Here is a 19,943-nt window from a genome sequence, read left to right as displayed (position 1 = left end):
ATGCTAATGGTTATGGTTATCCAGCGTCTCCAGCCCGTGCAGGGTCTCGGATTCGAAGTGGAATAGGGCGTACGCGAGTCCAACCCCGATGAGAAAAACCAGGGCGAGGATTCCGCGGTCGTGGCTGTGAAACTGAATCTCGGGAAGCAGGTCGCTCAAAGCAATGCACAGGAAAACACCGGCGGCGAAGGCCATGACGTACCCCACGACGTGCAGTTCGTTGAAATGGCTCAACAGGCCGACGCCGAAAAAGGTCAATACGGTGATGAGCGGACAGAGCAGGGCGAAACCGAAATTGGTCAGCGTGCAGGTCCGGTTCGCGTAACCGGATACCCGCATCAATCCGATGATGGAGTACGCGTCCAATGGTTTATGCAGCATGATCGCCAACAACACGCCCAGTCCGACGAGGACCGCTCCCTCGTCGTGAATCAGTCCCATTCGCATGCTTGCGCCGAGGGCGATCCCCTCGGTGATGGTATGCAGGCCGAGGCCCGTGGCGACGCCGAACACGCTTCGGGGATTGACGACTGTCGCAGCCTGATGGCCGTGCTGGTCCGGCTGGCCCTGATGGCCCGGGTGGTCGTGCGGGTCCGGGTGGTCGTGCGAGTCCGGGTGGTCGTGCCGGCCATCATGATCCGATACCTGGACCGGATCCTGGCCGAATTCGTGCTGATGGAACCTGAAGAACCGCAACAGTACGATCATCATGATGACGCCCAGTACCACGCAACCCACGGCGATTTCACCGGCATGCGGACCTGGGATATCTTCGAGACTGTGCAACAACAGATGGTACATGGCGACGCCAAGAAGAAATCCCGCCACGAAACTCATGACCAGATGCGTCCGGGTGTGCGTCAGGGTGACGATGGCCGAAAGCTTCCCGCCGAGCAGGGACACGGCAAAGATCATCGTCGAATATGCGAGAAGCAGCAAAACGATATCGTTCATCTTGATGGACGCATCCTGACATTGGACATCATTTCCTGGTATCCTTTTCGCATGGCGCCCGCGCGGTACCGCCAGATGATCAGCGCGATCAATGCCATCGCGCCGCCCCACTGTATGAACTGGATCGCGTGGGAACCGGAAGGGAGCAGGTTGACGGAAATCGTGAAGCCCGTCGCCAGCAGCATGAAGTCGATGGCGATGCCGGTCACGACGGTTACCGCGATGACGGAGGTCACGTAAACGGCCGCGAAGCGCTTGCCGAATCGACTCATGATCATGGCGATGGTACTCGTGTTGGTAGCCGGTCCGGTCATCAGGAAAATCAGCGCGGCGCCGGGGCTCACGCCTCGGGCCACCAGCGCGGCCGCTATCGGTGTGCTGGCCGAAGCACAGATATAGAGGGGCACGCCGACGATGACCATGACGGGGTAGGACAGCCAGCGCGCGTAATCGTTCGACATCAGGTCGGCCGGAATGACGAGATAGAGCACGCCGCCCAGTGCGATGCCGACGAGCAGGGCGAAGAGAATATCGTCGGCGATCTCTACAAAGCCGTAGTGCATGATGTGGCGGACGATCTTCTTGAAATCGAGACCGGGGTATTGCGCTGCAACGCGGTTCGCCTCCGCAGCCTTGCCGGACTTACTAGTCTGTTCACCGGCGATTTCGTGGTATAAACGTGGTTTGATCCACGATCCGATCTTCCAGGTGGAAGCCACGGTGGTTAACCCCTTTAACCACCGCGTCATCAGGATCTTCATGGCGGAGGGTCTGACGTAGCAATCGTTCTTGTCCGAAATCAACGGATCATGGGCCGCGTGGCAACGATCATGATCGTGGTCAGGGGGTTCGTGGCTTTCCTCGCCCGGCTTGACCGCCCCGCTGTCGTCCTTGATCAGGCCAATGCAGAAAATGCCTGCTACGACGGCCGTAATGAAGCTGATGACAGGGCGAACTACGGCGGCGACGAACCCGAAAAACGCGTTGGTGACCAGAATGGAGTCTGCTCCGGTTTCCGGCGCGGTGATCAGGAAGGCCATGCAGGACGAACGTGAGGCGCCCTTCCGGCGCATTTCGGCCACGACGGGGACAACGGAACAACTGCACAGCGGGACCGGCACGCCGACCGCGGAGCTGACGGAGACCGACCGGAGGCTGTCTTCCCGAAGCCATTTGAGGATCGCTTCCCGGGAAATGAACACGTGGATAAGGCCGGCGAGCAGCAGACCCAGGATCAACATCGGCCCCAGCAACAGGAAGGACATCCAGATGAAGTCAAAATACGCGGTAAGTGTATTCGTCAGCGTAGCGCCCATCAATCCATCTCCCGCCGTTATGACTATCGCGGAAACCTCTGTTTATGTCTCAGGTTATGTAAGAAGGACGATCAGGCTGATGCAACTGGAATCAGCAAGACAGGATTCGCGCGCGGACGGTACATCTGACGAGTGATGATACCTAAGCGTGATTATACCTGGAGAACCTGAAAGCGCAATAGAAATGTTGGAATCGGAAGGCAGGTTCGCATACGGTATGGCCGGATACTGAAGTCATGCTGTCCGGGCCCTGATCGCGCGGGGAGACTTCCCTTGATCTGCCGCTTTGCCCGATATAACATGTTAGCCGGTGGAAAGCATGAGCCAGATATAAGCAATGCCCGAGCAAGGCGTGAAGGCCAGTCCCCGGCCGCTTCGAGCCTTGCGATTCCAGGACAAGGATCTCGCTGGCCCGACGATCGGAGACCCTCGTAATGGATTTTGACGCATACGACCTGGACAGCGCTTTCTACGACGAGATGTTCCTGCCTGACGGTACGCCGCGCGCTCATTGCCGCAGCCTGCACGAATCTCTGCTCCGGCTTTCCGTCGAAGAACTTGTTCGCATGCAGGAACGGGTCACGCATTCCTTTTCCAGCGAAGGCATCACGTTTACGGTATACGGCGGAGACGAAGCCGGCGAGCGCATCATGCCCGTCGACTGCCTGCCCCGGATCCTGCCCGCCGAAGAATGGCGGCAGCTCGAAGCTGGACTTACCCAGCGGCTGAAGGCGCTGAACCGATTCCTTGCCGATGTGTACGGTCCTGCCCGCATTGTCGAAGACGGAGTCGTCCCGGTCGCCCTGGTACGCGGCTGTCCCCAGTACCGCGTCGAAATGCGGGGCGTGCCCGTGCCGCACGGGACGTATGTCGCGGTCTGCGGCACCGACCTGGTCCGCACGAACGAAGGATTCCATGTGCTCGAGGACAACCTGCGCGTGCCTTCCGGCGTTTCCTACATGGTCGCCAACCGGAAGGCGGTCAAGGCCAACCTGCGCCGGCTCTACCGCAGTTGCCGGGTGCAGGAAGTCGAGCACTACGGGCGCATGCTTCGCGAAACGCTGAGGGAACTCGCTCCGCGCACGGATTACGATCCTTGCGTGGTACTGCTGACGCCCGGTGTATACAACGCGGCGTTTTACGAGCACATCTACCTGGCGCACGAGATCGGGGCGACCCTCGTCGAGGGCCGGGACCTGCTGGTCGATGGCGGTTATGTATACATGCGCACCACTTCGGGGCTGCAGAGGGTGGACGTCATCTACCGCCGGGTGGACGACGATTTCCTGGATCCGCTCGTATTCCGGCCGGATTCCCTGCTGGGCCTCCCCGGCCTCATGGGTGTCTACCGGGCAGGAAACGTCACCCTGGTGAATGCGCCGGGTACGGGCGTAGCGGACGACAAGAGCGTATACGCATACGTCCCCGACATGATCCGCTATTACCTGGCCGAAGAACCGTTGCTGCGGAACGTGAAGACCTACATCTGCCGACGGCCGGAGGATCTTGAATTCACCCTGGACAACCTCCGGGACCTCGTCGTGAAACGGGTGGGCGGTTCGGGGGGATACGGCATGCTGGTCGGGCCGGAATCGACGGCTGATGAACGAGAAGCCTGCGCCCGTGCATTGCGGGAAGACCCCGCGGACTTCATTTCGCAGCCCGTACTGGACCTTTCGCGCGCGCCCTGCCTGATCGGGGGCCGTGCCGCGGCGCGGCACGTGGACCTGCGGCCCTTCGTGCTCCATGGCCGCGAGACCCGTATCGTGCCGGGCGCGTTCTGCCGGGTGGCGCTGCGGGAGGGCAGCCTGGTCGTAAACTCCAGCCAGGGGGGCGGAGGCAAGGACGTCTGGGTACTGGGGGACTGAATGCTGTCCAGAAGCGCACAGGGCCTGTACTGGATGGGCCGGTATCTCGAGCGCGCCGCACACCTCAGCCGGCTGATGCAACTGCAGGTGGAGACGCTGGTGGACCGTCCGTTGCGCGAGATCCACTTCGGATGGAACCGCGTGTACAGCAGTATGAACCAGTTTCCGCCCGCCGGTACACTTGAAGCCTTCGGGAGCGACGACTACGCGCTGGCCGACTCCTATACCCTGGCCGATCATCTTACTTTTGAACCCACGAATCCGGATTCCATATGGAACTGCTTCGCGTATGCCAGGGAGAACGCGCGGCAGGTACGCAACTACATCAGCGCCGAGATGTGGCTTTCGCTGAACATGACCTTCCTGCGCCTGCAGGGATTGACCATCCAGGAGATTTGGAAGACGGCCCCGGAGTCGTTTTACGCGGGGACGGCAAAGGATATCGCCACCTTCACCGGCGTGGCCGAAGCGACCATGTACAGGGATGATGGCTGGCATTTCATCCAGCTGGGCAGGTATATCGAACGGGTGCAACTTTCCGCATCGATCCTGTTGTCGCATACTGCGGCGCAGGACAGGCAGGACGAATCATTCGACGCGGACTGGGCGAACCTGCTGCACGTGTTCCACGCCTTCGACGCATACGTGCATGCCTACAGTGTAGTGGTTCAGCCCGGTCAGGTGCTCGACCTGATCGTAACGGACGAACTGCTTCCGGGTTCGGTGCGCCGGTCCCTCGACGCGATCGCCTCCGTGCTGGACGCCATTGGATCGGGTCCATCGCCCGATGCGAGCAGGGAAGCGGCGTCGATCAGCGCCTCCCTTTGCTCGGCCGTCCGGGACGGCAAGAACGACGTTACGGCCTGGAGCGCCACGCTGGAACAGGTGAACGGCGCCAGCCGGAAGCTCCACCGGCAGATTATGGACGCTTATATCGACTATCCCCTGGAATCCCTGCCTGTTCAATGACGCAATGGACAAACCCGTGCGATACCGGATCGAGCATGTCACGAAGTACCGTTATGGCTTACCCGTGCGTAACTGCGCGATGTCCCTGGCGCTCAGACCGATCGAAGACCGCAGGCAGCACGTCTCCGCGTTCCGGGTCGGCACGGAACCTGAAGGCTCGATCTTTCCGGTCACGGACGCCTTCGGCAACAGGCGTCACCAGCTTCACCTGAACCACGAACACCAGTCGCTGTACATCACTGCGCGTTCCATGGTTGACGTCAGGGCAAGTGACGCACCGCCCGAAAGGTGCGAAGAAGGCGCATGGGAGACTGTCCGGAGCTGGCGCGATTCGTTTCACAAGTGGGACTATATGGATCACAGCGGCCTGGCCCTTCCTTCGCCCGCCCTGGAAAGTTTCGTGCAAAGGATCGGCATAACACCCGCGGGCGACCCGCTGGCCGCGCTGAAGAGGCTTTCCGGTGCACTCTTCGAACGCTTCGAGTACGTGCCCGGGAGCACCACGATCTCTTCCACGATCGAACACATCCTGGATACCGGCCGCGGCGTATGCCAGGATTACGCCCACGTCATGATCGCCGTCGCGCGGACCTGGGGTATTCCCGCCCGGTACGTATCCGGCTATCTCCATGACGAATCCGCGGCGGGCGGGGCAGGCGGGGGAACGACTTCGCACGCCTGGGTGGAGTGCCGGCTGCCCGGTCCCGGCTGGACGGGATTCGATCCCACGAACGCGACGCTGGCCGACGAACGCCATGTACGGGTGGCGGTGGGGCGGGACTACCAGGACGTGTCCCCCACGCGGGGCGTACTGTTCGGAGGGGGCGAAATCCAGCTTGAAGTGGAGGTAAGTATGGAAACGATACCGGAAACGCCTGAGGGTTTATCCTATTCGATGCGCGAGGAGTTGCGATGTTGAGTGACCTGGATCGGTCATCGCACACGGTGGAAACGCTGAAGGCTTACTTGCTGAGCCGCGTCCCCCGATTTGAACTCCCCGACGCCGCTACCTGGGAAGAAGAAGCCGGCAAGTTGCGCCGGACCGTGCTGGAAGAGGTGATTTTCAAAGGCGTGCCCGATGCGTGGAGAAACGGTGCGACCGAGGTCGAGTGGGGCGACGTGATCGAAACCGACAAGGGATACCGGATTCGCAAGCTGACCTACCGCGCGCTGCCCGGTCAGCCGGGTCAGCCGGGTCATTCAGGTCAGTCGGGTCAACCGGACGAGTCGGATCATCCCGGTCTGGTCGTCCCGGCCCTCCTTTACGAACCGGATGATCCAGCCGTTCCGGCGCCGGGCGTGTTGAATCTGAACGGGCATGTGGGCCCGCCGGGCAAGGCGGTGGACTACAAGCAGATACGTTGCGTCAACCTGGCCCGCCGGGGCGTTTACGCGCTGAATCCGGAGTGGCTGAGCTTCGGGGAACTGCAGGGCCCGGGCTACCAGCACAACAACGCGAGCTATCTGGATCTGTGCGGTGTGGCCGGCATAGCCGTGTTCTACCTGGTCATGTGCCGCGCGCTGGAGGTGCTGCTGGACCTGGGACAGGTCGACCCGGAACGTATCGCCGTGACCGGACTGTCCGGCGGAGGCTGGCAGACGATCGTGCTCGCCGCCCTGGACACGAGGGTGCGACTCGCCGCGCCCAACGCCGGTTACATCGGCCTGGACAGCCGGGTTAATCACCGGGCCGACCGGGGTGACATCGAACAGAACGCGTCGGACCTCGCCGCGACGGCCGATTATCCCATGCTCACGGCTCTGCTTGCACCGCGTCCTGCCCTGCTCATGTATAACGAGTATGACGACTGTTGCTTCCAGACCGCCCGGGCTCGGCCCTCGGTCTATGAACCGGTTCGACCGCTGTACGCCGCACTCGGAAGTCCGGACGCCTTTGCATTCCACAACAACCTGGATCCCGGCACCCACAACTACGAACGGGAACACCGGGAGCGATTTTACGGGTTTTTGAACCGGCATTTCCTGGACGGCCGGCCTGGCGTGCCGTCCCGCGACGGAGAGATTCCCTCGGAAGACGAAGTCCGCACCGAAGAAGCACTGTGGGTTGGAACACCGACGGGCAACGCCGATTTCGTCTCCCTGGCCCGGTCCCTGGCCCGTGGCCTGGAACGCCGGAAGCCGCCGGAGGATCCCGCCGCTTTCTCCCGGTGGCAGGCGGCGGGCAGGGAACGGCTGAAGTTCCTGCTGCGGTACCGGCCCTTACCCGTTGAGCGTGTGACCGGCCAGGCGCCGCACGCGAGGGACGGCCGCCGGCTGGAATGGCCCTGTTACCACTTGCGCGATGGGTGGGAGCTACCCGCCGTGACCACCGTTCCCACGGACCAAAGCAACGGAAATATGCGCCTGATCCTGGCGGATGAAGGGCGGAAGGGAACGAAAGCCCTGGTAGAGGAAGCCATACGGGACAAGGCCACGGCGACGACGGTGGAAGTGGTCATGCAGGGGGCTTGCGGACTGGGCAAAGCGCCCCATCAGTGGACGATGATGCTGGCATCGAACGGAGGCCGGATGCTGGGGCTCCAGGTCGCACAGCTCGCGGCGGTCATGCATCACATGGGATCGGCCCGTCCGGGTGTCGCGGCCGGTCCGGACGTCGCGGCCGATCCAGGTGTCGCGGCCCGTCCGGGCGTCGCGGCCCGTCTGGTTGTCGCGGCACAAGGTCCCCTGTCCTCGGTGATCGCCCTGATGGCGGCGTCCCTTTGCAGCCGGCCGTTCCATGAAGTCATACTGCATCGCGGCCTTGCCAGTCTGCACCGGTTGATCGATGAACCCGGACGGTACGAATCCCTCTCGTCCCTGTTCTGCTTCGGACTGCTGGCCGAGTTCGATATCGAGGATCTCATCGCGCTGGTCCGCCCCGCACGGGTCGAACTCAGATCGACCGCCGAACTGTGACGCGGCATGTAGCTACAGTGCGCGCCGGACTACAATGCGGACCGGATAGCCTCGATGACCAGTTGGGAAGGCAACGTACGAAGGCAGAGAGCGCCCCGGGTGACCGTTGACGTGAGAGGTTCGTGCCGGCAGGTCATGAAACAGCCACGGCACGACAGGTAGTCCGGATGAGAGACCGTTTGCAGATTCTTGAAACCGTAGCTCTCCGGATAGGGAAAGAAATATCCGAGGTGGCTGTCGGGACAGACACAGACCGTGGGTGTTCCCATCACTGTCGAGATATGGCTTAGCCCCGAATCCAGTCCGACGTACAGGCGCGCTTCCCGTATCAACTTCATCACCCCGGTTAGCGACGTAGCGACCACGCGAACGCCGGGCGGCGCCGTCCGGCTCACTTCGTCGGCCCTGCCGGGCTCGACCAGCGCGACAAACTGCATTTCTGGGAATGCGCGGATCGCCTCCGCCCATCGTGCAAGCGGGTAGTCCTTCCTGCGATTGTCGCTGAAGGGTTGCCACGCCACGTACTCCCCGGGTTCGACCCCGTACTGGCGGCAAGCGTCGGTTCCCGATCCGACGTGATCCAGTTCCGGCCGCCACGCCTCCCCGCCAACCGTTTCGACCCCACAGTGCTCCAGCACGCTACGGAGGTAATGGGCGTTGTGATGAAGTAAGTGGCATGGGGCGTCGTCCTTGCCCACCCCCTTTCTTTCCTCGTATTTAGGCACGATCTCGTACCCGGCCGGATAAGGCCGTTCCGGCGCCAGGTCCTCGCCGAGGCGGTATCCTTCGTAGACGAACTTGCGGTCCGCCCGCACGGTGGAAAGCACGCTATCCAGGGCGAAGAGTCCGCCGTAGAACGTGTGGATGTCCGCGATGACGCACCGGAACGATCGGTTCGCGATCCCTTCGAGCATTGCGGCCGGGGCACCGTCAGCCCCGGTCCGGCCAGTGTTCCGGCCGTCAGCCCCGGTCCGGCCAGTGTCCCGGCCATCAGCCCCGGTCCGGCGTGCGGCTGGTTCGGGGAACGGCAGGAAGGCGTCCACGTGCAGTTCGACGAGCGGCCTTACGCGGGATCTTCCCAGGAACCAGATCGGACTGGGGTGGAACCACCGTCGCATCCGCTTGAGGTGCCCGGTGGTCAGGACCACGTCTCCGATCCGTCCCCATGCCACGTAGAGCACGGGCCTGGGTTCCGGGCCCGGCGTTAGTGCAGTCCGGACTACCCACCGCCTGTTTTCGCGGCGCGACATCCGGTTCCGGTACGCGAAGTAAAGCCGGTACGCGATGTTGTTGATTGTTTTCCACATGACCTGTCGGCGGCGTGCGCGGCGTGGTTCCTCGGCCAAGGACTCGACCTCGGTTCAGACCGCGGTTTTATTGAATGACGTCCCGTCCCCTTTTGTATAGATGTACTTGACAGGATGTCCTGATATTACGTTATTTCGGCCGTTCCGGCAAGGCGGGGTTGGCCGTCGGAAAACGGTGCATGGCAAGATATGGAGAGGTTACGGAAACTATTGCACCACGCCCACTGTCTAACCGGGCGGACAGTACGTGGGAACTTCACATGAATATCGAGCTATTGCGAAGGAGTAGGCATCGATGATCAACCGCGCCAGGCATTGGTTGGGTACGACCGCATGCATGGCGGTCGTACTGACGGCCGCGGGCTGCAGTGAAAGCGGCAGCGCCGCCAACGAAGCGTCCGCCGTGGAGGAGACGCGGTCTGTAAACGTGGTGACCCGGGTGGTCGAGCCCCGGGAATTCATCAACCACCTCAGACTGGTGGGCGAGGTCAAGCCGGTCCGTCGCGTCGTGGTGAGTATCGAAGCGACCGGTCTGGTTGAGCGCATCGAGATCGAAAAGGGCGAGTCTGTGCGACAGGACGCTGTGCTGGCCCGTCTGGACGACGAACTGCTCAAGGCTGCCGCCGACGAGGCCGAAGCAGCCGTAAACGCCAGCGGCCTGACCCTGCGCAACCAGAAGCGCCTGTTGGATCAGAAAGCCCTGGCGGAGTCTGTTTACCTCGACACCAAGTATCGCCATGACATGGACCTGGCGCGGCATCAGCAGGCCCAGACCTACTTGAGCAAGACGGTCATCCGGGCGCCGATCTCCGGCGTGGTGGACAGCCGAAATCTCGAGGTGGGCGAATTGGCAACGCCCGGTAGGGAGTTTGTGGACCTGGTAGATATCGACCGGGTCAAGATCGTGGCCGGAGTACCTGAACGGCATTTGAAACACGTCACTCAGGGCACGCGGGCTACCCTGACGTTTCCTGCCTATCCAGACGTCACCCTGGAAGCGGACATATCTTACATCGGAACAACGCTGGACCCGGACAGCCGAACCGTACCCGTGGAAATCACCCTGGACAATCCGGCGCACCGGCTCAAGCCCGAAATGGCCGTCACCATCCGCGTCGTCAAAGACAACATCCCGGAAGCCATCGTCATCCCCCAGGACGCCGTAATCGACACTGATCAGGGCCGTATCGTATTCGTTGCAGACCAGAATGTCGCCCGGTCCGTGCCGGTCGCACTGGGATCGACTTCCGGCGACCAGGTGCTGGTAACCGACGGGCTCGCGACGGGCGACACCCTCATTGTCGTCGGCCACCGAAACCTGGTAAACGGCGAAGCCATTCAGGTCAGAAACGAAGGGATGTAGCACGGTGACAGCGATTGCCGACGGCATCCACGGGAGTATTTCTACTTGAAAGTATCTGACCTGGCTATCACAAACAAAATCAGTATCTTCGTCCTGACCGGGGCCGTCATTCTCCTCGGTTTCATGTCGTACCTTTCCCTGCCGCGCGAATCAACCCCCTCGATCACCATACCGATTGTTTTCGTAGCCACCCCCTATTTCGGCGTGTCTCCCGCGGATATCGAGAACCTCGTTACACAGCCGATCGAGAAGCATCTCGAAGATCTGTCCAACGTGAAGGTGATCACCTCTACCTCCAGCGAGGGCATCTCGACGGTGGTCATCGAATTCGAAACCGACGTCGACATCAACAATGCGCTCCAGAAGGTTCGAGAAGAAGTCGACCTCGCGCGGACCGAGATCCCCGATGACGCGGAGGAATCCACCGTCCAGGAGATCAACTTCGACGACATACCCATCCTGGTGATCAACGTCGCGGGGACCCACAGCCTCGTAACGCTGAAAGATATCGCGGAGGACCTCGAGCAGCGCATCGAGCAGATCCCGGGCGTGCTGGACGTAACGGTCGCGGGCGGACTGGAGCGGGAAGTACAGGTCAACGTCGACCCGGACCGGCTGGTATACTACGGCCTGGAACTCGATGACATCATCGAAACGATTCGACAGGAAAATCTGAATATGCCTGGCGGTTCGATCAAGACCGGAACCCTGCGGTACGCTGTCCGGGTACCCGGTGAATTCACGACGCCGGAGGAGATCGGAGCGCTGGTGGTCGAGACCCGCAATCGGCAACCCATCGTCATCACGGACGTGGCGGAGGTCCGGTTCGGATTCAAGGAAGAATCCTCCTTCGCCCGGCTGAACGGCCTGCCCTGCGTGACTTTGAACGTACAGAAGCGCAGTGGAGAGAACCTGATTCAGATCGCCGACACCGTGAAGGAGCTGCTGGACGAAGAACGGGAAAGGTTGCCGGCGACGGTAAACCTGGCGGTCCTGGCGGACCAGTCCAAGGACATCCGTTCCATGGTCAGCGACCTGGAAAACAATATCATATCGGGCCTGATCCTCGTCGTCTGCGTGCTGTTCATGTTCATGGGCGTGCGCAACGCCCTTTTCGTGGCCATAGCGATTCCGCTGTCCATGCTGATCTCCTTCATCGTGCTCGATATCCTGGGTTACACGCTGAACATGATCGTGCTTTTCAGCCTGATCCTGGCACTCGGCATGCTGGTGGACAACGCCATCGTCATCGTCGAGAACATCTACCGCCATCGCGAGGAAGGCAGGCCCCTGGTCCGCGCCGCCCGCGAAGGCGTGGGCGAGGTGGCCGTGCCGGTCTGCACTTCCACCCTCACTACGCTGTGTGCCTTCGCCCCCATGCTGTTCTGGCCGGGCATCATCGGCGACTTCATGAGCTACCTGCCGGCCACGCTGATCATCACCCTGTCGGCCTCCCTTTTCGTCGCCCTTATCATCAATCCCACGGTCTGCTCCGTGTTGCTCACCGTGAACACGGCCCAAAAGGACCAGAAGTGGCTATTGACACTGCGCCGGCGGTACAGCCGGTTTCTCATGTGGGCGCTGGCCCACAGGGCGCCGGTCATGTTCGTTACCTGCGGCGTGCTCATTGGGATGATTGCGCTTTACGGGGTAATCGGCAAGGGTGTGGAGTTCTTCCCGGAGACCGAGCCCAACCAGGCATACATCGACGTCAATACGGCGATCGGCACCCAGCTGGACGTCTCCGACGGCGTGGTCCGGCAGGCGGAGGACTTCATACAGGACGTGCCCGACATGAACCAGTACGTCGCCAGCGTGGGGGCAGCCTCGGACTCTCAGAATCCCGGCTCGGGTGGCGGCGGCGGGACGCCCCACAGGTCGCGGATCATCGTCGACCTGCTGGAACGGCAGGACAGGGAACAGTCCTCTTTTGAAACGGTGGAGATGATCCGGAGTCGGATGGAACGTCTCATCGGCGCCGACGTGGAAATCATCACCCCGCAGCCCGGTCCACCCACCGCGGCGCCCGTCAACATTGAAATTGTGGGGGAGGATTTCGCCGTACTCGGCCGGCTGGCCGACCAGGTGATGTTGCGCATCGAGAACATCCCGGGCCTGGTGGACCTCAAGGACGACTACGATTCGGGCAAGCCTGAACTGAAAGTCGAAATCGACCGTGAACAGGCCGCCCTGCTGGAAATGAACACCGCCGAGATCGCGCGGGCGGTCCGCACCGCCATCAACGGCACGGAAGCCTCCAAGTACCGGGTCGGTGAGGAAGAATACGACATCGTGGTCCGGTTCGCCGAACCCGAGCGGGCCACTTTTGCCGACCTGGAACGCATCCACATCATCCATGAGGACGAGCTGGTCTCGCTGAGCACCCTGGCGCGGACCCGGGTTGACGGCGGCGTGGGATCTATCAAGCGGAAGGACCAGGAACGTGTGCTGACCATCGAAGGCGACGTGGAGGGCCGTCTCGCGAACGACGTGCTAACGGACGTGCAAGCCGCCCTGGCGGCACTCGAACTACCCCAGGGATACACCCTTCGGTACGCCGGTGAGAACGTCGAACAGGAAGAAGCGACCGACTTTCTGTCCAGGGCCTTTTTCATCGCCCTGATCATGATCACGCTTGTACTCGTCACGCAGTTCAATTCCGTCACCATGCCCTTCATCATCATGATGTCCGTGGTGCTGTCGCTGATCGGGGTCCTGTTGGGACTGATCGTGACGGCCACACCCTTCGGCATCATCATGACTGGAATCGGAGTCATCAGTCTGGCCGGGGTGGTCGTCAACAACGCCATTGTGCTGATCGATTACATAAGAAAACTCCGAAACCGCGGCCTGCGGCGGAGGGAAGCGATCGTCCAGGGCGGGGTGACCCGGCTGCGGCCGGTCCTTTTGACGGCGGTCACGACCATCCTCGGCCTCATTCCCCTGACCACCGGGTTCAGCTTCAATTTCATGACGCTCTCGCTCGAGATCGGTGGAGAAAGCTCGCAGTGGTGGGGTCCCATGGGGGTGGCCGTGATTTTCGGACTGGCCATAGCCACGGTGCTGACCCTGATCGTGGTGCCCGTCATGTACGACTTCGTGTCGGGATGGACCGAACGGGGCGACGCGGAGGCGAAAGCGGAGGAAGAAAGCGGGCGGGACAGCGGTGCGGCCGTTGAGCAGCCCGTACCCGCGGTATGACCGAAAGCCGGAGCGTTTAGCTGGAGGAAAGTATGATTCGCACCGTAACAAATGCGGTGGTGTCGATCGCCACAGCGGCCGTCGTCGCACTTCCGTTGTCCGCCCAGCAGGCCGACGAGATCGCGCTTACGCTTGACCGGGCCATCGAGCTTGCGCTCAGAAACAACGAATCCCTGCTGAGCACCAGGCTGGAGGAAGACCGTGCCAGGGCGCAAGTGCGGGAAGCGTATTCAGAGGCACTGCCCAAGCTCGACTTCAGCAGTTCCATCACCAGGAACTGGGCTCTTCCGGAGTTCAATTTCGGCGGCCAGACCTTCAAGGTAGGCACCGACAACGTGATCAACTTCGGACTCGATCTCTCCCAGACCATATATCGGGGCGGGCAGGTCGGCGTCGGCCTGAGAATCGCGCGGTACTACCAGCAGATTTCGACGTCCAACACGGAACGGATGCGGGGGGACATCGTGCACCAGGTCCACGACGGGTATTACGATGTCCTTCTGGCCGAAGCCACGCTGGAGGTTACCACGGCGGCCTACGACCGTGCCGTCGCCCAGTACGAAGGCGTACAGCGGTTTTACGAAGCCGGGACGGTATCGGACTATGACGTGCTCAGGGCCCGGGTGGAAGTGACCAATGCCCTCCCGCCGGTCACCCAGGCCCGGAACCGGCTCGCGATCGCGCAAGCGAATCTCAAGCGCCTGATCGGACTGCCCCGGCAAGCGGATATACGGTGTACCGGCAGCCTCGACGTGGACGCATCCGGCTTGCCGGAGGACATCGAAACTGCCGTGGACCAGGCGTTGGCGAACCGATCGGACCTGAAAGCCGCCCGGTTGCAGACCACGATGAACGATGCGGCAATCCGGTTGGCACGGGGAGAAAACGGACTCGACGTATCGCTTTCCGCGGGATACCTGATGCAGGCCCAGGTGAACGACCCCGGTTTCAAGTCGATCGGGTTCAACGACTTCTCCCGAAGCTGGAACACGCTCATCAATATATCGATTCCGGTCTTCGACGGCAGGCAGAACTCGGGCCGTATCATGCAGGCCCAGGCGGACTATGAACTGTCACGTTACGTCGAGCGCCAGCTCGGGAAGCAGATCGAGGTAGACGTCACCGAGGCCGTGCTTAACGTGGTGGAGGCTTCGGAACGCGTAAGGGCGGGCGAGGAGGCCGTCGAACTGGCCAGCCGCGGCCTGTCCATCGCGCAGGTTCAGTACGAGGGCGGCGTCAGCACGCAGCTCGAGCTCATCGACGCCCAGTTCGTCCTGAAGCAGGCCGAGACCGATCACGTTACGGCGAAGTACGATTACGCCACGGCCACCGCGAATCTGCGGAATGTCCTGGGCATGATGGACGATCGATCGGATGAGCAGTAGGGCAGCCGGTCCATTGCGGTCGGTCTACCGCGCCATGCCGGGCCCCCGGTAGTCGCGTGTGAAGGGCAGGCCGAAGGGTTCCTCGAAGGGTCGGAAGGGTACCAGGTCCGCGATTTCCTGCACCCGGTCCATAACCGCACTGGGGAGCGGGCCCGATGCCACGTAGCCGACGTTCTGCTCGACTTCCTCGACCGATCTCGATCCCGACAAGACCGTGGAGACACCGGGATTGGACAACACCCAGCGAATCGCCAGTTCCGGCAGCGGCATATGCAGTTCCTCTACCAGGTCATAAAGCCGTCTGAACTGCTCGCGCCGGGGCGGTGACAACCAGGGCGCCCCGCGCTCCACCTGTTCCGTGTAACACGCGGAAAGTGCTCCCTGCTGCAGGGGGGATCCCACGACAATCCCCATGTTCCGCTTCACGGCCTCGGGTAGCACCGCGTGGACCGCTTCCTGCCAGAGCAGGCTGTAGTTGAATGCCGTAAGCACGACGTCGTACGCGCCGGTCGCCATGATGGCGGGCAACGTATACGCCGTGGTGCCGCCCAGCCCCGTGTACCGGATCACGCCTTCGGACTTCAGCGCCTCGAGCAGGTCGCATACGGGACCGTGAAACCGTTCCCAGTCCGCAAACCAGTCATACTGGCCGGGGCGATCCGGTTCGTGGATCATGAGGATGTCGATCGCGTCTCTCTTCAACAACTCCAGGCTGGTCTCCACGGACCGGCGCAACTGGTCCGGGTCCCTGGGATCGAAGGGTTGAGGCCGCCCGCCGAGTTTGGTCGAAAGGATGAAGGGCTGCGTCATCCCATCCAGGGCCAACCCCATCACTTCCTCGGAATCGCGGTACGAAGGTGCCGTGTCCACGTAGTTTATGCCAAGTTCCAGTCCCCTCCGTACCGCCCGGATGCCCTCGGCCCGGTCCGAGCCATGGGATGATACGAACAGCCCGCCCATGCCGATCTCGCTGACCCGCATGCCGGTTTTCCCGAGGATCCTGTGCCGCATGACTGCCTCCGTGTGCCGATGTCCACTACTTGACAGGCCTGGAATGGATTGTATATAGTCCGACCATTGCAACGCCAGCACATATTCGATAGACCTGCCTGTGGGCACGCGTCCCGGTATGTACCTCGACCGTCCGCCGGACCGACGGTTTCAGCGAGAGAACGTCCATGCCCTACAAGATTCATCCAGGCCGCATGTACATGATGCCGACCCATTTCGGGCCTGCCGCGGGTCCACGCCAGGGACCTGATGGTCGCCGGTTCGACGGTCAGCACTCGCCGCGGACTACCTCGTATTCCGTGAGTTTCCTGACCCGGCCGGAACAGCTAGAAGTCCTGCTGCCGATGGGGTTCCGACTGGCCGGAGATCCCGTGGTGACCGTGACGGTTTCCTATATGACCGGAATCGAGTGGCTGGCCGGAAGGGGTTACAATACCCTCGGCGTGAGCTTCCCGGCCGAGTACAGGGGGAAACGGGACCGTGCCCGCGGTCCCTTCCTCGCGGTGTTGTGGGAGAACCTGGCCGATCCGATTCTTACCGGGCGGGAACAACTCGGTTTCTCGAAGATATACTGCGCGATCCCGCCGCCGTCCGTGCAGAACGGCGAGACGCGGTGCACGGCCGACTGGCTCGGTTTCCGCTTCATGGAAATGTACCTGTCGGAAATGGAAACACCGCCCGCGTCGCCGGCCGATGAAACCACAGTAGAGACCGATGGCACCGATGAAGCTGCAGCGCCGGCCGATGAAGCAGCGGCGCCGGCCGATGAAGCCGCGGTAGAGACCGATGGCACCGATGAAGCCGTTGCCGGGACGGATGGCACCGCGCTTAACGGAACCCTGCACTACAAATACATACCACGGACCGGGCAATGGGACGTGGCCGATGCGGAATACGCCGTAATGACCCCGTCCGATACCCCGAACCGAAGGGTGACAGCGCAGCGCTCAGGACAGGGAAGGGTGCGGTTCCACCGGGCGGAATGGCAGGACCTGCCTACGCAATACCATATCGTGAACGCCATTGCGGGCCTGGAGCAAATCGCCTTCGTGAGCGCTGGTATCGTGGAGACGGTCGGAGGCAAGGACCTGAGCGATCAGCGCATCCTGCGGTAGGCGGCTTCACTGTTTACGGGCGGAATGAGCGATTCCTGGAGAAAACATGACCGGCCTTAATGAACCGTCGGAACGAATCTTCCACCGTGCACGGAAGGAACACTGGCCGCGGATTTCACACGGCAAGGGATGCTACCTGTATGATACCGAAGGCAGGGCCTACCTGGACGCCTGTGCCGGCGTGCACGTGGTCAGCATAGGCCACGGAGTCGAGGAAATCGCGGAGGCCATGGCCGATCAGGCCCGGCAGATCGCCTTTGCCTACGGCCAGTTCATCAGCCAGCCGCAGATCGACCTGGCCCGTAAAATTTCTGACATGGCCCCGGAAGGAATGGGCCGGGTGTTTTTCGTGTCCGGAGGATCGGAGGCCACGGAAGCAGCGCTGAAGATCGCACGGAAATACCACCTGGAATCTGGCAACCCGTCCAAGTACCAGGTCATTTCATGCTGGCAGAGCTGGCACGGAAACACGATCGGCGCCCTGTCCATGTCGGGCCGGTCGGCCTGGCGGAAAGACTACACGCCGTACCTGCTGGATTTCCCTCACATTTCGCAACACAGCGTCGACGAACTGGAGCGCGTGATCCGCCAGGTCGGCGCGGAATACATTTCCGCCTTTATTGTCGAACCCGTCCTGGGCACCTCATCCGCCGGAATGGCGCCGCCCGACGATTACTTCAGCACGGTCAGGGAACTCTGCGATTACTACGGGATCCTCCTGATCGTCGACGAGGTCGTCACCGGGTACGGCCGGACCGGGGTCGACTTCGGGATCGACCACTGGGGTGTCGTCCCGGACCTTATGGCTACCGGGAAAGGCTTGAGCAGCGGATACACGCCCATCGCCGCGACGATCGCGCGGGACGAGATATACGAGACCATCTATGAAACCGCGCCGGCCTTCGTGCATGGCCATACCTACGGAGGAAACCCACTTTCCTGCGCCACCGCGCTGGCCGTGCAGGAATATGTCGAACGCCATGATCTCGTCGCGCGTTGCGCCGAAATGGGCGAGGTGATGCTGGAACAGCTGCAGCCGCTGACCGAGTCGCCCATGGTGAGCAAGGTGCGCGGGAAGGGACTGCTCTGCGGCGTCGAATTTACGGCGGACAAGGAACGGGACACGCCATTCGATCCGTCGCTGGGCGTGACGGGACGTGTGGTCCGGGAAGCTTTCGACCGCGGTGTGCTGATCATGCCGGGCGCGCCGGGACCCGTGGACGGCGTGTACGGCGATCACGTCGCGATCAGTCCCCCCTACACCGTCAACACAGACGAGGTAGCCCGGATCGCCACGGTGCTCGGCGATGCGGTGGAAGCGGTCGAACGGACGCTCTGACCCTATTGCATGTAGTTCTTCACGCCCAGGTCCATATAGGACCGGTAGGCCCCGTCTGCGAAAAGCTGGCTGAACGAGCGCGTGTACTGGAGTACCGTGGTCATCAGGTCCCGTTCCACGCGCAACGGATGGGCGCGCTGTCTCAGGTTGACGAAGGCGCGTATCAACACGCTGCTCGCGTCCGTCGGCAGATACCGGACGTTATCCGCGAACTCGTCGAGGCGGCCATCGGGATGGAGGTAGTACTCCACGTTCGAAAGATAGAACGCGGAGATGCGGTCCCCCCTTCCCCGAACGAAATCCCCAATGGCCCGGAGGGCATGGCTGCCTGCGAAGTCGCCGGTGACGGGTATGATAGCATTTCTGGCCTGCATGTCGCGGATGAACCGGTAGTCTTCGTCCGAAGCCAGGAAATTGCCGTAAGCGCCCTCGAGGTCCCGTCCCAGCAGGAACGTCCTGTAGGTAATGAAGGATATGCCCCGGTCACCGTCCGACCGGTATTCCCACCTCAGGTCCAGGTGCTGTTCCAGGAAGGAACGGTACAGTTCGGACACGCGCAGGGTCTCCTGGTCTCCCGACAGGACCTTGTAATTGCTAATCTGGGTCCGAATGCGCTCCAGATTGCGGTGAAAAAGTTCCTCGTCGCCGTCCGTTCGGTCGAAGTACGTCACCAACCCATCGATCGTGGGCTGGCCGTCGGCGAATCCGGCACGAGGCAGGGGTTTACTGAATAGGATGGAAAGAAACTCCGCCGGTGATTCCGCCAGGGTGAAAATGGCCTTGTAAAGCAGGTGTTCGACGAGGTTGTCCCGCCGGATATCGAGGATGAAGGCGTACCGCGGGCGTACCTGCGCGATGTAGGTGAAATTCTGGTCCGGCCCCACGCCGATGTAGACGCCGCCCTTGACACCGAGCCGCTTCAGCGCATGCTTGACGTGGAGATAACCGGCCTCGTTGGAGACGAGGTTGTCGCTGTCGAAGAATCCGCCTGGCTCCGAAAGGGTATCCACAAGGGCCGCATAGCGTTCCGGAGAAAAGGACACGGCGGGCTCCGCCTGACCGGTACCGCCGCATCCCACGACCAGAAGGAGCATGACGGCAAGGCTGGCCGACCTCGTTCCTGTGCTGGACATGGATTCCTGCCCCGGGTGTTTCGGTGAATCGTCGGTGCGCTGTGCAGGTCTCGCTGATCTTTTCTA

General features: G+C 61.8%; 14 protein-coding genes. 9 read left to right on the top strand and 5 right to left on the bottom strand.

Going from position 1 to position 19,943, the window contains the following annotated elements; translation table 11 throughout:
* Positions 1 to 3: 3 nt before the first annotated feature.
* Positions 4 to 954, bottom strand: coding sequence for a ZIP family metal transporter (locus tag OXH56_03445; protein MCY3554356.1), 951 nt, complete (start codon positions 952 to 954; stop codon positions 4 to 6).
* Complete coding sequence (locus tag OXH56_03440; GenBank protein ID MCY3554355.1) at positions 951 to 2,270, bottom strand: SO_0444 family Cu/Zn efflux transporter; 1,320 nt, start codon at positions 2,268 to 2,270, stop codon at positions 951 to 953. Before OXH56_03440 ends, OXH56_03445 begins: the two co-directional genes overlap by 4 nt.
* A 434-nt stretch (positions 2,271 to 2,704) precedes the next feature.
* On the opposite strand from OXH56_03440, the gene OXH56_03435 reads away from it, so the two are divergent.
* From OXH56_03435 to OXH56_03420, 4 genes are read left to right on the top strand one after another with little or no spacing between them, the layout of a single operon-like run.
* Entirely contained in the window at positions 2,705 to 4,138 is a 1,434-nt protein-coding gene (locus OXH56_03435) for a circularly permuted type 2 ATP-grasp protein (protein ID MCY3554354.1), read from the top strand.
* Positions 4,139 to 5,107: an alpha-E domain-containing protein gene (locus tag OXH56_03430; protein MCY3554353.1), complete on the top strand. Its 969-nt coding sequence runs from the start codon at positions 4,139 to 4,141 to the stop codon at positions 5,105 to 5,107.
* A gap of 16 nt (positions 5,108 to 5,123) precedes the next feature.
* Positions 5,124 to 6,026 carry a transglutaminase family protein gene (locus tag OXH56_03425; GenBank protein MCY3554352.1) on the top strand — a complete coding sequence of 301 codons (903 nt, stop codon included), beginning with the start codon at positions 5,124 to 5,126 and terminating at the stop codon, positions 6,024 to 6,026.
* Complete coding sequence (locus OXH56_03420; GenBank protein MCY3554351.1) at positions 6,020 to 8,023, top strand: acetylxylan esterase; 2,004 nt, start codon at positions 6,020 to 6,022, stop codon at positions 8,021 to 8,023. The genes OXH56_03425 and OXH56_03420 overlap by 7 nt, the downstream gene beginning before the upstream one ends.
* Positions 8,024 to 8,052: 29 nt before the next feature.
* Here the strand turns inward: OXH56_03420 and OXH56_03415 are convergent, their stop codons facing one another.
* Positions 8,053 to 9,330, bottom strand: coding sequence for a hypothetical protein (locus OXH56_03415; GenBank protein MCY3554350.1), 1,278 nt, complete (start codon positions 9,328 to 9,330; stop codon positions 8,053 to 8,055).
* A gap of 337 nt (positions 9,331 to 9,667) precedes the next feature.
* On the opposite strand from OXH56_03415, the gene OXH56_03410 reads away from it, so the two are divergent.
* The 3 genes from OXH56_03410 to OXH56_03400 are packed head-to-tail and all read left to right on the top strand — an operon-like array spanning position 9,668 to position 15,279.
* Positions 9,668 to 10,693 carry an efflux RND transporter periplasmic adaptor subunit gene (locus OXH56_03410; protein MCY3554349.1) on the top strand — a complete coding sequence of 342 codons (1,026 nt, stop codon included), beginning with the start codon at positions 9,668 to 9,670 and terminating at the stop codon, positions 10,691 to 10,693.
* 45 nt (positions 10,694 to 10,738) lie between these two features.
* Positions 10,739 to 13,894, top strand: a complete 3,156-nt coding sequence (locus OXH56_03405) for an efflux RND transporter permease subunit (GenBank protein ID MCY3554348.1) — start codon at positions 10,739 to 10,741, stop codon at positions 13,892 to 13,894.
* A 32-nt stretch (positions 13,895 to 13,926) separates the two neighbouring features.
* Entirely contained in the window at positions 13,927 to 15,279 is a 1,353-nt protein-coding gene (locus OXH56_03400) for a TolC family protein (GenBank protein MCY3554347.1), read from the top strand.
* Positions 15,280 to 15,303: 24 nt separating this feature from the next.
* Here OXH56_03400 and OXH56_03395 read toward each other — a convergent pair whose 3' ends face one another.
* Positions 15,304 to 16,290 carry an aldo/keto reductase gene (locus tag OXH56_03395; protein MCY3554346.1) on the bottom strand — a complete coding sequence of 329 codons (987 nt, stop codon included), beginning with the start codon at positions 16,288 to 16,290 and terminating at the stop codon, positions 15,304 to 15,306.
* Between the two features lie 167 nt (positions 16,291 to 16,457).
* Between OXH56_03395 and OXH56_03390 the strand changes: the two genes are divergently transcribed.
* On the top strand, positions 16,458 to 17,405 hold the full coding sequence (locus tag OXH56_03390; protein MCY3554345.1) for an acetoacetate decarboxylase family protein: 948 nt from the start codon (positions 16,458 to 16,460) through the stop codon (positions 17,403 to 17,405).
* Positions 17,406 to 17,451: 46 nt separating this feature from the next.
* Positions 17,452 to 18,744: an aminotransferase class III-fold pyridoxal phosphate-dependent enzyme gene (locus OXH56_03385; protein ID MCY3554344.1), complete on the top strand. Its 1,293-nt coding sequence runs from the start codon at positions 17,452 to 17,454 to the stop codon at positions 18,742 to 18,744.
* A gap of 2 nt (positions 18,745 to 18,746) precedes the next feature.
* Here the strand turns inward: OXH56_03385 and OXH56_03380 are convergent, their stop codons facing one another.
* Positions 18,747 to 19,877 carry a hypothetical protein gene (locus tag OXH56_03380; protein MCY3554343.1) on the bottom strand — a complete coding sequence of 377 codons (1,131 nt, stop codon included), beginning with the start codon at positions 19,875 to 19,877 and terminating at the stop codon, positions 18,747 to 18,749.
* Positions 19,878 to 19,943 lie beyond the last annotated feature (66 nt).

This window comes from Gemmatimonadota bacterium (genome assembly GCA_026702745.1).
GTDB lineage: Bacteria > JAAXHH01 > JAAXHH01 > JAAXHH01 > JAAXHH01 > JAAXHH01.
This window is presented reverse-complemented; position numbering and strand designations above follow the sequence as displayed.

Excerpts from the sequence above, each read along its gene's own strand:
- OXH56_03445 (MCY3554356.1), bottom strand. The coding sequence starts at position 954 with ATGAACGATATCGTTTTGCTGCTTCTCGCATATTCGACGATGATCTTT.
- OXH56_03440 (MCY3554355.1), bottom strand. The coding sequence starts at position 2,270 with ATGGGCGCTACGCTGACGAATACACTTACCGCGTATTTTGACTTCATC.
- OXH56_03435 (MCY3554354.1), top strand. The coding sequence starts at position 2,705 with ATGGATTTTGACGCATACGACCTGGACAGCGCTTTCTACGACGAGATG.
- OXH56_03430 (MCY3554353.1), top strand. The coding sequence starts at position 4,139 with ATGCTGTCCAGAAGCGCACAGGGCCTGTACTGGATGGGCCGGTATCTC.
- OXH56_03420 (MCY3554351.1), top strand. The coding sequence starts at position 6,020 with ATGTTGAGTGACCTGGATCGGTCATCGCACACGGTGGAAACGCTGAAG.
- OXH56_03415 (MCY3554350.1), bottom strand. The coding sequence starts at position 9,330 with ATGTGGAAAACAATCAACAACATCGCGTACCGGCTTTACTTCGCGTAC.
- OXH56_03410 (MCY3554349.1), top strand. The coding sequence starts at position 9,668 with ATGGCGGTCGTACTGACGGCCGCGGGCTGCAGTGAAAGCGGCAGCGCC.
- OXH56_03400 (MCY3554347.1), top strand. The coding sequence starts at position 13,927 with ATGATTCGCACCGTAACAAATGCGGTGGTGTCGATCGCCACAGCGGCC.
- OXH56_03395 (MCY3554346.1), bottom strand. The coding sequence starts at position 16,290 with ATGCGGCACAGGATCCTCGGGAAAACCGGCATGCGGGTCAGCGAGATC.
- OXH56_03390 (MCY3554345.1), top strand. The coding sequence starts at position 16,458 with ATGCCCTACAAGATTCATCCAGGCCGCATGTACATGATGCCGACCCAT.
- OXH56_03385 (MCY3554344.1), top strand. The coding sequence starts at position 17,452 with ATGACCGGCCTTAATGAACCGTCGGAACGAATCTTCCACCGTGCACGG.
- OXH56_03380 (MCY3554343.1), bottom strand. The coding sequence starts at position 19,877 with ATGTCCAGCACAGGAACGAGGTCGGCCAGCCTTGCCGTCATGCTCCTT.